General features: G+C 64.5%; 18 protein-coding genes. 5 read left to right on the forward strand and 13 right to left on the reverse strand.

What is annotated here, in order from left to right; genetic code table 11:
- The first annotated feature begins 41 nt into the window (after window positions 1-41).
- Window positions 42-893, forward strand: a complete 852-nt coding sequence (locus Q0603_RS08230; protein WP_298724486.1) for a LysR family transcriptional regulator — start codon at window positions 42-44, stop codon at window positions 891-893.
- An 18-nt stretch (window positions 894-911) separates the two neighbouring features.
- Here Q0603_RS08230 and Q0603_RS08235 read toward each other — a convergent pair whose 3' ends face one another.
- Window positions 912-1,571 carry a DUF924 family protein gene (locus tag Q0603_RS08235; RefSeq protein WP_298724488.1) on the reverse strand — a complete coding sequence of 220 codons (660 nt, stop codon included), beginning with the start codon at window positions 1,569-1,571 and terminating at the stop codon, window positions 912-914.
- A 112-nt stretch (window positions 1,572-1,683) separates the two neighbouring features.
- On the opposite strand from Q0603_RS08235, the gene Q0603_RS08240 reads away from it, so the two are divergent.
- Complete coding sequence (locus Q0603_RS08240; RefSeq protein ID WP_298724490.1) at window positions 1,684-2,655, forward strand: LysR family transcriptional regulator; 972 nt, start codon at window positions 1,684-1,686, stop codon at window positions 2,653-2,655.
- Between the two features lie 12 nt (window positions 2,656-2,667).
- Here the strand turns inward: Q0603_RS08240 and Q0603_RS08245 are convergent, their stop codons facing one another.
- The gene (locus Q0603_RS08245) at window positions 2,668-2,913 is read right to left on the reverse strand and encodes a DUF1127 domain-containing protein (RefSeq protein WP_298724492.1); all 246 of its coding nucleotides are present in this window, start codon (window positions 2,911-2,913) and stop codon (window positions 2,668-2,670) included.
- A gap of 135 nt (window positions 2,914-3,048) precedes the next feature.
- On the opposite strand from Q0603_RS08245, the gene Q0603_RS08250 reads away from it, so the two are divergent.
- Together Q0603_RS08250 and Q0603_RS08255 are read left to right on the forward strand one after the other, a co-directional pair.
- On the forward strand, window positions 3,049-3,975 hold the full coding sequence (locus Q0603_RS08250; protein ID WP_298724494.1) for a transcriptional regulator GcvA: 927 nt from the start codon (window positions 3,049-3,051) through the stop codon (window positions 3,973-3,975).
- Between the two features lie 64 nt (window positions 3,976-4,039).
- Window positions 4,040-5,179 (forward strand): patatin-like phospholipase family protein, encoded by a 1,140-nt coding sequence (locus Q0603_RS08255; RefSeq protein ID WP_298724496.1) that lies wholly within the window; start codon window positions 4,040-4,042, stop codon window positions 5,177-5,179.
- Between the two features lie 20 nt (window positions 5,180-5,199).
- Here the strand turns inward: Q0603_RS08255 and Q0603_RS08260 are convergent, their stop codons facing one another.
- The 10 genes from Q0603_RS08260 to Q0603_RS08305 all read right to left on the reverse strand — a co-directional run bounded on the left by Q0603_RS08260 (window position 5,200) and on the right by Q0603_RS08305 (window position 10,732).
- Window positions 5,200-5,574: a histidine triad nucleotide-binding protein gene (locus Q0603_RS08260; protein ID WP_298724498.1), complete on the reverse strand. Its 375-nt coding sequence runs from the start codon at window positions 5,572-5,574 to the stop codon at window positions 5,200-5,202.
- Between the two features lie 50 nt (window positions 5,575-5,624).
- Window positions 5,625-5,957 carry a phosphoribosyl-ATP diphosphatase gene (locus Q0603_RS08265; RefSeq protein ID WP_298724500.1) on the reverse strand — a complete coding sequence of 111 codons (333 nt, stop codon included), beginning with the start codon at window positions 5,955-5,957 and terminating at the stop codon, window positions 5,625-5,627.
- A 16-nt stretch (window positions 5,958-5,973) separates the two neighbouring features.
- Window positions 5,974-6,735 carry an imidazole glycerol phosphate synthase subunit HisF gene (gene hisF, locus Q0603_RS08270; protein ID WP_298724501.1) on the reverse strand — a complete coding sequence of 254 codons (762 nt, stop codon included), beginning with the start codon at window positions 6,733-6,735 and terminating at the stop codon, window positions 5,974-5,976.
- A 9-nt stretch (window positions 6,736-6,744) separates the two neighbouring features.
- Entirely contained in the window at window positions 6,745-7,092 is a 348-nt protein-coding gene (locus Q0603_RS08275) for a hypothetical protein (RefSeq protein WP_298724502.1), read from the reverse strand.
- Between the two features lie 24 nt (window positions 7,093-7,116).
- A complete protein-coding gene (gene hisA / locus Q0603_RS08280) occupies window positions 7,117-7,845 on the reverse strand; it encodes a 1-(5-phosphoribosyl)-5-[(5-phosphoribosylamino)methylideneamino]imidazole-4-carboxamide isomerase (RefSeq protein WP_298724504.1) in 729 nt (242 codons plus the stop codon).
- A complete protein-coding gene (locus tag Q0603_RS08285) occupies window positions 7,842-8,390 on the reverse strand; it encodes a GNAT family N-acetyltransferase (protein ID WP_298724507.1) in 549 nt (182 codons plus the stop codon). Before Q0603_RS08285 ends, hisA begins: the two co-directional genes overlap by 4 nt.
- A 10-nt stretch (window positions 8,391-8,400) precedes the next feature.
- A complete protein-coding gene (gene hisH, locus Q0603_RS08290) occupies window positions 8,401-9,042 on the reverse strand; it encodes an imidazole glycerol phosphate synthase subunit HisH (RefSeq protein ID WP_298724509.1) in 642 nt (213 codons plus the stop codon).
- 8 nt (window positions 9,043-9,050) lie between these two features.
- Window positions 9,051-9,545, reverse strand: coding sequence for a DUF2628 domain-containing protein (locus Q0603_RS08295; protein ID WP_298724511.1), 495 nt, complete (start codon window positions 9,543-9,545; stop codon window positions 9,051-9,053).
- Between the two features lie 11 nt (window positions 9,546-9,556).
- Entirely contained in the window at window positions 9,557-10,150 is a 594-nt protein-coding gene (gene hisB, locus Q0603_RS08300; protein WP_298724513.1) for an imidazoleglycerol-phosphate dehydratase HisB, read from the reverse strand.
- A gap of 129 nt (window positions 10,151-10,279) precedes the next feature.
- A complete protein-coding gene (locus Q0603_RS08305; protein ID WP_298724515.1) occupies window positions 10,280-10,732 on the reverse strand; it encodes a hypothetical protein in 453 nt (150 codons plus the stop codon).
- Between the two features lie 40 nt (window positions 10,733-10,772).
- Here Q0603_RS08305 and Q0603_RS08310 point away from each other — a divergent pair, with 40 nt between their 5' ends.
- Window positions 10,773-10,946 (forward strand): hypothetical protein, encoded by a 174-nt coding sequence (locus Q0603_RS08310; protein WP_298724517.1) that lies wholly within the window; start codon window positions 10,773-10,775, stop codon window positions 10,944-10,946.
- Window positions 10,947-11,201: 255 nt separating this feature from the next.
- On the opposite strand, the gene Q0603_RS08315 is transcribed toward Q0603_RS08310, so the two are convergent.
- Window positions 11,202-11,492: methyl-accepting chemotaxis protein (locus Q0603_RS08315; RefSeq protein ID WP_298724519.1), on the reverse strand; the 291-nt coding region annotated here is incomplete at its 5' end.

The raw sequence follows: 11,492 nt of genomic DNA on the forward strand, positions 1-11,492 counted from the left end.
AATCATATTTCAATGATTGAAATTTATAATGATAGACGGCCATGAGGGCGCTGGATATCCAGGCCGTGCAGGCTTTCGTGCTGGTTGCCGACCTCGCCAGCTTCACCCGCGCGGCCGAGGCGATGGAGGCGACCCAGTCGGCGGTGAGCCTGAAGATCAAGAAGCTGGAAGACGATCTGGGCCGCCGCCTGTTCGAGCGCACGCCACGCCGGGTGCGGCTGACGGCAGCCGGACAGCTTTTCCTCGACCGCGCGCGCCAACTGATCGATGCCCATGGCAGCGCGCTGGAAGCTTTCGCGACCGAACGGCGGCGCCTCGCCGTCGGGATCAGCGATCATGCAGTGGGCGCGGAGCTGCCGCAGGTGCTGCAGCGGGTGAAGCGCGCCGATCCCGGCCTTGTGCTGGAAATGCATGTCGGCAGCTCGCGCGATCTGCTGGCCGCTTTCGACAATGGCGCGCTGGATGCCGTCATCGCCATGGGCCAGGAAGCCGGGCGGCGCGGCGGCGAAGTGCTGCGCACGGAAACATTCGGCTGGATGGCGGCGCCGGATTTCGTTGTGAGGCCGGGCGATCCGCTGCCGCTGGCGGCGCATTCGGAATCCTGCGGCATGCGCAGCATGGGCGTGACGGCGCTGGATGCAGCCGGCATCGCCTGGACGGAAGTCTTCGTCGGCGGCGGCGTCGGCACCATAGCAGCGGCGGTTTCGGCGGGGCTGGCGGTGGCCGTGCTCAGCCGGCGCGTGGCTCCGCCGGGCCTGATCGATATCGGCCCGGCTTTGGGCCTGCCGGCATTGCCGACGCGCGATCTGGTGCTCTACGCGAGTCTTGCCGATCCGGCGGCGCGGCAATCGGTGAAGACTTTAGCCGCCGCCATCCGCGCAACCGGCAACTGAGCCGGATTCTTTAAACCCTTATCCGGCGAAGCCGCCTTCATCGAGAAAACGCTGCTCTTCCTCGGTCATGCGGCGGCCGAGGACCGGATTGCGATGCGGGAAGCGGCGGAAGCGGCGCACGATGCTGCAATGGCGCTGGGCATGCGACAGGGCCGGCTCGCCCAGGCGGCGGTTGAGCATCACCGCGCGTTCCTGATCGGCAAGATTCTCCGAATGGCTGAAAGGCAGATAGAAGAACACCGCCAGCTCGTCCGGCACCGCGCGGTCATGGCCGGCGCGGATGGCGGTATCGGCCATGCGCCGCGCCATCGCATCGGTGGCATACATCTTTGGCGTGCCGCGGAAGGCATTGCGCGGAAACTGATCCAGCAGCAGCAGCAAAGCGAGCGAGCCTTTCGGCGTTTCCAGCCAGTCGATCAGATCGCCGCGCGCCGCCGCCAGATAGAGCATCAGGAAGCGATCGCAAAAACGGCGGTCGAAATCGTCATCCTTGGCGAACCAGAGCTGCGGCCCGGCTTCGATCCAGAAATCCACGACAGAAAGAGCGGCGGGAGGAGTAACAGGTTTCTGCGGCGCATGGCCGGTTTCGAGTTCAAGCAGGGTGGTTGAGTTCTGTTCGGCCAGGCTTGTCTTTGTTGCGGTTTGACCGGTGAAGTCTTGGTGAGGGGTCGGCGGCATGCAACGCTCCGGGGGGACTGGGGATGACGCGATCGGACTGGGGCCGGGCAAGATCGTATCCGGTCAGATGACCTTGGGCATCTGCTGAATCCAATGATATGATTTCAGCAACATGCTGAATGAAATTGATCTCTCCAGAACCGATCTCAACCTGCTGGTGCTGTTTGACGTGGTGCTGCAGGAGCGCCATGTCGGCCATGCGGCGGCACGGCTCAATCTGACGCCTTCGGCAATCAGCCATGGCCTGGGCCGCCTGCGGCGGCTGATGCAGGATCCGCTTTTCCTCAAGACGCCGAAGGGCGTGGTGCCCACACAGCGCGCGCTGGAACTGGCGGCCCCGGTGGCGGAAATCCTTGCGCGGGTGAAAAGCGTCATCGCCACCGCTGAGCCCTTCGATCCGGCGGCCTCGACGCGGCGCTTCAGCATCGCCGCCCCCGACGCCATCATCGCCGTGTTCCTAACGCCGTTACTGGCCGCCCTGCGCAGCCAGGCGCCGCAGATCGATGTCAGCATACGCCAGCTTCTGCCCGCGCAGGCCGGCCTGCCCGTCCGCGCCTGGGAGCCGTCGCTGGACGATTTGGAGGCGCGCAGCGTCGATATCATTGTCGGGCCGCTGGACGAGATTCCGCCGCGCTTTGCCAGGCAGGTGCTGTTTGACGAGGATTTCGTCATCGCCGCGCGCAGGAACCATCCCTTCCTGCGCAAGCCGAGCCTGCGGCGCTACTGCGAGATGGAGCATCTGGTGGTGTCGCAGACCGGCGATGCGCAGGGTTTTGTCGATCTTGCCTTGACGAAGCGCGGCCTGAAGCGGCGGGTCGCCCTGACGGTGCCGAATTTCATGATGGCGCTGTCGCTGATTGCCGAAAGCGACCTGATCGGCGCGGTGCCGCGCCGCTTCGTCGCCGCCCATGGCGCGCGCTTCGGCGTGACCGGCATCGATGTGCCGCTGCCCTTGCCGCGTTCGCGCATCCGGGCGATCACGCCGAAGGTCGCGCTGATGGATGCGGGCCTGGCCTGGCTTTTCAGCCTGCTGCGCGAGGTCGTGCCAGGTGAGGCTCTAGGCCGGGGACGCGGCCATCGCTAGCTGCGCCGGACCTCACTCCTCCCAGAAGGGCTTATTGGTTTCCTTGGCGATATCGGCGCGGCTTAAGCCCACATCGCGAAGCTGATGGTCGGTGAGTTCGGCCAGTTCGCCGCGGCTGCGGGCCCGGCGCTGCCATTTTAGCAGGAGGTAAACGCCCTGCAGCACGGCCTCCTGCAGCACGGCGAGGCCCGACTGGGGGGTAGGCGCGCGGTCCGCAGCCGTTGAGCAGGCGGCATCGCAATGCTGGTACTGGGCCATGACATCCTCCAGGTCGGATTAGGGACATTCATCCTGTGGACCCAGAGGTAGCCAGTTCGGACTTGCCGGACAAACGACCATTCCTCATAATTCGCATTAGAGAAATTTATGCGAAACCCGCTCGGAGCCCCTGCTATGGCCCGCCGATTGCCGCCATTGAATGCCCTGCGCGTCTTCGAGGCGGCGGCGCGGCATCTGTCCTTCACCAAGGCGGCCGAGGAACTGAACGTCACGCAAGCCGCCGTGAGCCATCAGGTGAAGCTGCTGGAGGAAATCCTGGGGCTGGCGCTGTTCCGCCGCTACAACCGCCGCCTGGTGCTGACCGAGGCGGGCCAGGCCTATCTGCCGGCGCTGCGCGATGCCTTCGATCTGATGGATGCGGCGACCCGGCGCCTGTCGCAGCAATCGGGGCCCAAGCAGCTTCGCATCAGCACGCTGCAGTCTTTCGCCATGCGCTGGCTGGTGCCGCGCGCCGGACGGTTCAGCGCGCTGCATCCCGATATCGACCTGATGATCTCCACCTCGTCGCAGCTTGTCGATTTCCGCCGCGACGATATCGACCTCGCCATCCGCCTGGGCAGTGGCAAGTATCCGGACCTGCATGCGGTGCATCTGGCCGACGATTACGTCTTCCCGGTCTGCTCGCCGCGGCTTCTGGAGGGGCCGCATCCGCTGCGCCGGCTTGAGGATCTCAAGCACCACACCCTGTTGCATGATACGCAGGTCTCGCGCGAGGCGCGGTCGCTGACCTGGGAGACCTGGCTGCGCCGCAACAATGTCACCGATATCGATGCCGGGCGCGGCATGGGCTACAGCGATACCGGCATGGCGATCCAGGCGGCCATCGCCGGCCAGGGGGTGGCGCTGGGGCGCAAGATCCTGGTGCTGGACGATCTGGCCGCGGGCCTGCTGGTGAAGCCTTTCGACATCGAGCTGAAGAACCACTATTCGTATTATCTGGTCTGCCCGAAGGCCCTAGCGGATACGCTGAAGGTGAAAGCCTTCCTGGACTGGCTGGTGGACGAGATTGCGCGGTCGGAGGCCTGCCTGGACGTGAAGTGATTGCCATGGTTGCGCCATCCTCCCTGTGATTTGATCGCATGACCCAGACCAAGCGAGGTGAGCCATGCTGGCAGATGGCGAAGAGGTGGTGCTGGTCCTGCAAGGCGGCGGCGCGCTCGGCGCGTATCAGGCCGGCGCCTTCGAGGCGCTGACCGAGGCCGGCCATGCGCCCGACTGGCTGGCCGGCATTTCGATCGGCGCGATCAACGGCGCCATCATCGCCGGCAATCCGCCGGAGCGGCGGCTTGCGCGGCTGAAGGAATTCTGGAGCCTCGTGTCCTCCAGCCTGCAGCACAACATCATGACCGATGGCGAGCATGGCCGCCGCGTGGTCAACGAAGCCAGCGCCTTTTTCGGCAGCCTGTTCGGCGTGCCGGGCTTCTTCACGCCGCGCGTGCCGCCGCCGCTGCTGCAGCCGCCGGGCAGCATGCAGGCGCTGAGCTATTACGACACGGCGCCGCTGCGCCGCACGCTGGAGACGCTGGTCGATTTCGATTACCTGAACGAGAAGGGCCCGCGGCTTTCGGTCGGCGCCGTCGAAGTCGAGACCGGAAACTTCGCCTATTTCGACAGCGAGAAGGAAACCATCGCGCCGGAGCATATCATGGCCTCCGGCGCGCTGCCGCCCGGCCTGCCGCCGGTGAAGATCGGCGAGAAGCATTACTGGGATGGCGGGCTGGTCTCCAACACGCCGCTGAACTACGTGTTGGAGCTGAGCGGCCCGCGCAGGGACATGTGCATCTTCCAGGTCGATCTGTTCAATGCCCGAGGCGGCATGCCGCGCAACATCCTGGAAGTGGCGCAGCGCGAGAAGGAAATCCGTTATTCCAGCCGCACGCGGCTGAACACCAACGAATTCCGTCTGCGGCAGACCATGCGGCGCACAATGCGGCGATTGCTGTCCAAATTGCCGCCGGAGCTCTACGACGATCCGGATGTGCAGCTTCTGGAATATTGGAGCTGCGATGCGGCGATCACGATTGCGCAGCTCATCTACCGCCGGCAGATCTTCGAGACCCATTCGATGGACTACGAATTCTCCCGCCGCTCCGTCGAAGAGCATTGGGCGGCAGGCCGCAAGGATGTGCGACAGGGCCTGCAGAGCAAGGCCTGGCAGTTGCGTAAGAAGCCCGATGCCGGGGTCGCCATCTTCGATCTCACGCGCGAAGACGGCGCCACGGCAACGAGCAAGGCCGCCGAGTAGAGCTCCGTCGCTTAACAGCCTTACTCGCCGTCCTTCTTCAGCATGCGGCCAAGCTGGCGGCCGCCGAAGATATGGACATGCAGATGCGGCACTTCCTGGTTGGCGTTTTTGCCGCAATTGCTGAGCAGCCGGTAGCCGTCGGCATCGGCGCCGACGATGCGGGCGGTTTCGCCGATGGCGGCGATGTAGTCGGCCTTCTCCTCGGCGCTGGCCTTGGCGGAGAAATCGTCGAAATCGACGTAAGCGCCCTTCGGGATCACCAGCACATGGATCGGTGCCAGCGGATTGATGTCGTGGAAAGCCAGGCTGTGCTGCGTCTCATGCACCTTCTTGCACGGAATCTCGCCGCGCAGGATCTTGGCGAAGACATTGTTCTGATCATAAGCCTGGGGCATTTGCTTTTCTCCGTACTTTTCTGCCGTTCTTTTCTGTCGCCCGATTAGCGTCAGGTCATCTGACGCGCCTTTTTCTCCTCAATGCCGGAGCGGCCTTCGCGCTTGGCAAGCTCCGCGCGCACATCCTCGATGGTGATGCCGCATTCGGCCCACAGCACCAGAAGATGAAAAACCAGATCGGCGCTTTCCGATATCATCGCCTCGCGTGTCTCGGAGACCGCCGCGATGGCCAGCTCAACGGCTTCCTCGCCCATCTTCTGCGCGATCTTGGCGCGGCCCTTGGCGAACAGCTTGGCGGTGTGGGACACCGTCGGATCGCCGCCTTTGCGGCTTTGGATCGTCTCGTAGAGACGTTCCAGCAGGTCGCGGTTCTCGCCGCTCATCGCCGTTCCTCCTCGTTCATGGGCGGACCGGGATGCCGGCCTTCGCCATATGCTGTTTTGCCTCGCCGATGCTATGCCGGCCGAAATGGAAAATCGAGGCGGCCAGAACGGCAGAGGCATGGCCTTTGACGACGCCGTCGACGAAATGATCGAGATTGCCGACGCCGCCGGAGGCAATCACCGGCACGCTGACCGCATCGGCCACCGCACGGGTCAGCTCAAGGTCAAAGCCTTTTTCGGTGCCATCGCGGTCCATCGAGGTGAGCAGGATTTCACCGGCGCCGTAAGCCGCCATGCGCTTGGCCCATTCCACCGCATCGAGCCCGGTGGGATTGCGGCCGCCATGGGTGAAGACCTCCCATTTGCCGGGGCCGGTGCTGCGCGCGTCGATGGCGACGACGATGCACTGCGCGCCGAATTTCTCGGCCGCCTCGCGCACGAAATCCGGGCGGTGAACGGCGGCAGTGTTGATCGAGGCCTTGTCGGCGCCGGCCAGCAGAAGCTTGCGCACATCCTCCACCGTGCGCACGCCGCCGCCGACGGTGAGCGGCATGAAGCAGCGTTCGGCCGTGCGCGCCACCACGTCGTAAAGCGTGTCGCGCGCATCGGAGGAAGCAGTGATGTCAAGGAAGGTGAGCTCGTCAGCACCGGCGGCATCGTAGACCGCCGCCTGTTCGACCGGATCGCCGGCATCGCGCAGATTGACGAAATTAACGCCCTTCACCACGCGGCCGTCCTTGACGTCGAGGCAGGGAATGATGCGGACCTTGAGCGACATCGTATCTTCCTAGAGCAGCAGCGCAGCAAGGCGGCGCGCCAGCGGATGGCTGTCCTGCAATTCGGCCAGTTCCGCGTTGATCTTGTCGAGCAGGCCGAAGGTCTGCGTCGCGCCATCCATCCAGGGACGCGAAAACGACAGCGAGACGACGGTGATGCGGCCATCGCGCTCGTCATAGGCGCCGCGCAGTTCCACCGGATGCTCTTCGCCGGCCAGCAGAACGGTGGCAGAGATCGCCTTGGTGCGCCGGTCGATGGCAACGCGGTCGACCTTGGCCCAGTCGAGTTCCTGGCCCTTGAACACCAGCCTTGCCACCTGGGTCGCCATCCAGCCTACCGCCTTATCGAGGATCGCCATGGGCCGCGTTCATGCCGACCGGCATCATGCCGCTTCCTGAAGCGCCTGAGCCGGATCGATGCGGCCATCATAGAGCGCGCGGCCCAGAATGGCGCCATCGATCTTGGCGCCGGCCGCGATCTCGGCCTTCAGCGCGCGGATGTCTTCAATGCCAGCCAGGCCGCCTGAAGCGATCACCGGGATCGGCACCGCGCGCGCCATCACAGCCGTCGCGGCGACATTGACGCCCTTCAGCAGACCGTCGCGGTCGATATCGGTATAGACGATGGCGGCGACGCCGGCATCGACGAATTTCTTCGCCAGATCGATGGCGTCGATATCGCTGGCTTCCGCCCAGCCTTCAACGGCGACGCGGCCGGAGCGCGCATCGATGCCGACCACCACGCGGCCGGGCCAGCGCTTTGCCGCGCGCTTGACCAGTTCGGGATTGCGCACCGCCACCGTGCCGAGGATGACGCGGGTAATGCCCGCCGCAAGCCAGCTTTCGATGGTGGCCTCGTCGCGGATGCCGCCGCCAAGCTGGATCGGCAGATCGATCGCCTTGCGGATCGCCTGCACGGCAGCAGCATTGGCGGGCTTGCCCGCAAAGGCGCCATCGAGATCAACCAGATGCAGATATTTGAAACCGGCAGCCTGCCAGGCCCTGGCCTGGGCGGCGGGATCGCGGTTGAAGACGGTGACGCGATCCATGTCGCCCTGCTGCAGGCGGACGCATTCGCCGTTCTTGAGATCGATGGCGGGATAGAGATTCATGTCTCGGCCAGCACCTTGGTGTAGAACATGCCGTCGACATAGCGGCCATCGACGAAGGCATAACGCGGCTTGATGCCCCAGCGCCTGTAGCCCGCCTGCTCGACAAGCTGGATCGCGGCAATCTGGGTGGCGCGGATATCGAGATCGATCTGGCGGAAGCCGGCGGCGATGGCGGCTTCTTCCGCGGCCTTCAGCAGGCCGCGCGCCAGACCATGGCCGCGCGCCCAGGGCGCGATGAAGAAACTGGTGAGCTGCGCGCTATGGGCCTGCGCCTCGTTGTTCGGCGGCGGCCGCAGCAACTGCGTGGAGCCGACGATGGCGCCATCGAGCTTGGCGACAAAGAGATCGCGCTGCGGCATCAGCAGCACACCGCGCCAATAGCTTTCCAGCACCCGGCGCGGCGGCGGCTGCAGCCAGCCGAAGCCGTTGCCATCCAGGATCGCCTTTTCGGTGGCGTCGCAGAGCTCGTCGAGTTCGTCATCCGTCAGCGCCGCGATCTTCTCGACCACCGCGCTTGGCGTGATGTCCTTCACCTTGATCGTCATACGCTACTCCTCAAGGCTTCCAGCGCAGGAAATTAGCCAGCAGCCGCAATCCGGTAGCCTGGCTTTTTTCCGGATGGAATTGCGTCCCCACCAGATTGTCGCGGCCAAGCGCCGCCAGTACCGGGCCCCCATAATCGGCTTCGGCCAGCACCACGGCGCGATCCTCTGGCTTCATGTGATAGGAGTGCACGAAATAGGCATGGTCGCCTGTGACAATGCCGGAAAATACCGGGTGGTCGCGCAGGATGCGCAGCTCGTTCCAGCCCATATGCGGGATTTTCAGGCTGGCATCGCTCGGCTGAATCAGTTCGACTGCGCCGGGAATCCAGCCCAGGCCCTTATGCTCGCCATGCTCGCGGCCGATGCTGGCCATCAGCTGCATGCCGACGCAGATGCCGAAAAACGGCTTGCCTTTGGCGATCACCTGATCGTTCAAGGCATCGATCATGCCATCCAAGGCCGCAAGGCCGCGATAGCAGTCGGCAAAGGCGCCGACGCCAGGCAGCACGATGCGCTCGGCGGCAACGACATCCTCGACGCGGTTGGTCACCATCAGATCAAGCGCGAGGCCGTTATCCGCGGCGGCGCGCTGTATCGCCTTTGCAGCAGAGCGCAGATTGCCGGAGCCGTAATCGATGAGAGCAAGTTTCATGGCACGGCTCAGACCAGACGCGGGAAGGCGGCAGCGTTGCCGCCGATATTGCCGCCCATCGGCGCACGCGGCGGCGTCGGAACAAAGGGCGGCAGCGTGGATGGCGGCGCGGTTTGCGCCTGCGATCCGCGCGAACGCCCGTAACGTTCCAGCATGTAGCGCTCTTCCGCTTCCATCGCATCGCGCGCCAGCACCACGCCGACCATGCGATAGCCGCGGCGGTCATAGGTCCAGCGCCGGTAATCGGCAGCCATCGCGCCGATCAGGAAGCTGATGCCAAGGCCGATCACCGTGGCAGCCGGTTCGGCGATGCCGCCAAGATCCAGCGCCAGGCCCAGCAGCAGGCCGGCGACGATATAGATCGCAAGGCCAAGCCACAGGCGATGCCACAGCAGCCAGATCAGCGGAAACAGCGCAGCCCACCAGGAAAAGCCGGACCCTACGGCCAGCAGATCGGGATCGCCGCCGTTGCCGGGGCGCTCATGCAAGGTGAAGAAACGCATGAACGCCCCGCTTACAGCTTGCCCTTGGTGGACGGCACCGCATGCGGGCTGCGGGCGTCCAGGGTCACGGCATGACGCAGCGCGCGGGCCAGACCCTTGTAGCAGGACTCCACGATATGATGGTTGTTCTCGCCGTAGAGATTTTCGACATGAAGCGTGATCCCGGCATTCTGCGCAAATGCCTGGAACCATTCCTTGAACAGCTCGGTATCCATGTCGCCCAATTTGGGCTTGGTGAAGTTCACCTTCCAGATCAGATACGGCCGGTTGGAAATGTCCATGGCGACGCGGGTCAGCGTCTCGTCCATCGGAATCAGCGCATCGCCATAGCGGTTGATGCCCTTGCGGTCGCCGAGCGCCTGCGCCACGGCCTGGCCGATGGCGATGCCGGTATCTTCGGTCAGGTGGTGGAAGTCGATGTGGATGTCACCCTTGGCCTGAACCTCGAGGTCGATCAGGCTGTGGCGCGACAGCTGCTCGAGCATATGGTCGAGGAAACCGACCCCGGTGCTGACCTTGTAGCTGCCGCTGCCGTCCAGGTTCACCTGAACGGCGATATCGGTTTCATTGGTTTTCCGGGCAACGCTGGCCTTGCGTTCGGCCATACCGCTCTCCTTCCGCCGGCCCGCGAGGGACCGCCTGACTGCAATCGGAATTCGGGCGGGGTATAGCAGGAAGCGGGCGGCGAGGCCAGCCTATGCGGCGCCGCAGCCCGGTTCGCCGTTATCCGACGCTTACTCGCCGGCCGGCACGCTCCCGGCCATCCGCAGCGGCGGATCGGGCGCCGCATGACGGGCCGCCATCAGCTCCAGGGCCGCGTGATATTGGCGCAAAACCGCCTCTAACGGCGCGCGATCCAGCGCAAGTTTCGGGGCATGGCGCAGGCACCAGCCCTCCAGATCGCGCAACAGCGGCCAGAGCAGGGCGAGCTTGCTGATCGGCGACATGCCATCCAGGCAGGCCAGCGGCAGGCCGTGGATCATCCGGTTGAAATGGCGCACCACGCGCTCGCCGCGGGTTTCGCTGCGCCCCAGGGCCGGATCGCGGGAGCGCAGCATGCCCTGGGCCTGATGCAGGTTGCCGACCGAGACCAGCCACTGGCCGGTGCGGGCGGGATTGTCGATCAGATCGGTTGGCAGCGGGGTAGCCTGAAGCAGGGCCAGGATCCGGCCGAACTGAAGCGGCATCTCGGCGTCTCCGTCAGCCGGCATCGCAACGCGCCGCCCCATGAGGCGCGTGGTGGGGCGCATCGGTCATCCGGCAAACCGGATCGTGGCCGTCATGCCGCGCGAGGTCGGAAAGATTTCCTCGAAACATGGTGAATGTTGCTGGATCGCTCCGGAAAAGCCGAACAACACGACTGAACGCCGCATCGATAAGAAAAAGAGCAGAAAACTCTAATTTTGCAGACGGTCGGACTCGTGCTGCGAGTCCAGAATAGGGCGGACATTCCTTTTTGGCGAGTGGAAACGGTAAGGTTTACCGCTTTTTCGATAGGGTGAGAATGCACTATTATGCTTTTCTAAGGACTAAAGCAGAACCGCCATCGCGCATGCGTTGATATTCAGGCCGTGCTGCGCAGGGGGCGAAACTGAATAGCGCCCGGCCGTCGAAACAGCCGGGCGCCAGTGCCGATGCTATCGAAATGAAGCAGTCTTAAGCGAGACGGAAGCGCGCAATCAGGGTCGCCAGTTCGTCTGACTGATTGGCCAGCGTCTGCGCCGAGGCGGTGGTCTCTTCGACGAGGGCGCCATTGCGCTGGGTCATCTCGTCCATATTCGTCACGGCGCCGTTGACCTCTTCCAGGCCGCGCGCCTGTTCGGCAGAGGCCGTCGCGATCTCGGCGATGATGTCGGAGACTTTCTTCACCGCGGTGACGATCTCGCTGAGGCTGTCGCCGGCCTGATTGACCAGCGCGGCGCCCGACTTCACCTGACCGTTCGAGGT

It is taken from the genome of uncultured Ferrovibrio sp., assembly GCF_937960835.1.
Taxonomy (GTDB): Bacteria; Pseudomonadota; Alphaproteobacteria; order Ferrovibrionales; family Ferrovibrionaceae; genus Ferrovibrio.

Bases quoted from the DNA above. Each gene is read 5' to 3' on its own strand.
- Q0603_RS08230 (WP_298724486.1), top strand. From the start codon at position 42: ATGAGGGCGCTGGATATCCAGGCCGTGCAGGCTTTCGTGCTGGTTGCC.
- Q0603_RS08295 (WP_298724511.1), bottom strand. From the start codon at position 9,545: ATGCGTTTCTTCACCTTGCATGAGCGCCCCGGCAACGGCGGCGATCCC.
- Q0603_RS08275 (WP_298724502.1), bottom strand. From the start codon at position 7,092: ATGGCGATCCTCGATAAGGCGGTAGGCTGGATGGCGACCCAGGTGGCA.
- hisA (WP_298724504.1), bottom strand. From the start codon at position 7,845: ATGAATCTCTATCCCGCCATCGATCTCAAGAACGGCGAATGCGTCCGC.
- Q0603_RS08255 (WP_298724496.1), top strand. From the start codon at position 4,040: ATGCTGGCAGATGGCGAAGAGGTGGTGCTGGTCCTGCAAGGCGGCGGC.
- hisF (WP_298724501.1), bottom strand. From the start codon at position 6,735: ATGTCGCTCAAGGTCCGCATCATTCCCTGCCTCGACGTCAAGGACGGC.
- hisH (WP_298724509.1), bottom strand. From the start codon at position 9,042: ATGAAACTTGCTCTCATCGATTACGGCTCCGGCAATCTGCGCTCTGCT.
- Q0603_RS08250 (WP_298724494.1), top strand. From the start codon at position 3,049: ATGGCCCGCCGATTGCCGCCATTGAATGCCCTGCGCGTCTTCGAGGCG.
- Q0603_RS08310 (WP_298724517.1), top strand. From the start codon at position 10,773: ATGAGGCGCGTGGTGGGGCGCATCGGTCATCCGGCAAACCGGATCGTG.
- Q0603_RS08265 (WP_298724500.1), bottom strand. From the start codon at position 5,957: ATGAGCGGCGAGAACCGCGACCTGCTGGAACGTCTCTACGAGACGATC.
- Q0603_RS08245 (WP_298724492.1), bottom strand. From the start codon at position 2,913: ATGGCCCAGTACCAGCATTGCGATGCCGCCTGCTCAACGGCTGCGGAC.
- Q0603_RS08240 (WP_298724490.1), top strand. From the start codon at position 1,684: ATGCTGAATGAAATTGATCTCTCCAGAACCGATCTCAACCTGCTGGTG.
- Q0603_RS08285 (WP_298724507.1), bottom strand. From the start codon at position 8,390: ATGACGATCAAGGTGAAGGACATCACGCCAAGCGCGGTGGTCGAGAAG.
- Q0603_RS08235 (WP_298724488.1), bottom strand. From the start codon at position 1,571: ATGCCGCCGACCCCTCACCAAGACTTCACCGGTCAAACCGCAACAAAG.
- Q0603_RS08305 (WP_298724515.1), bottom strand. From the start codon at position 10,732: ATGCCGCTTCAGTTCGGCCGGATCCTGGCCCTGCTTCAGGCTACCCCG.
- Q0603_RS08260 (WP_298724498.1), bottom strand. From the start codon at position 5,574: ATGCCCCAGGCTTATGATCAGAACAATGTCTTCGCCAAGATCCTGCGC.
- hisB (WP_298724513.1), bottom strand. From the start codon at position 10,150: ATGGCCGAACGCAAGGCCAGCGTTGCCCGGAAAACCAATGAAACCGAT.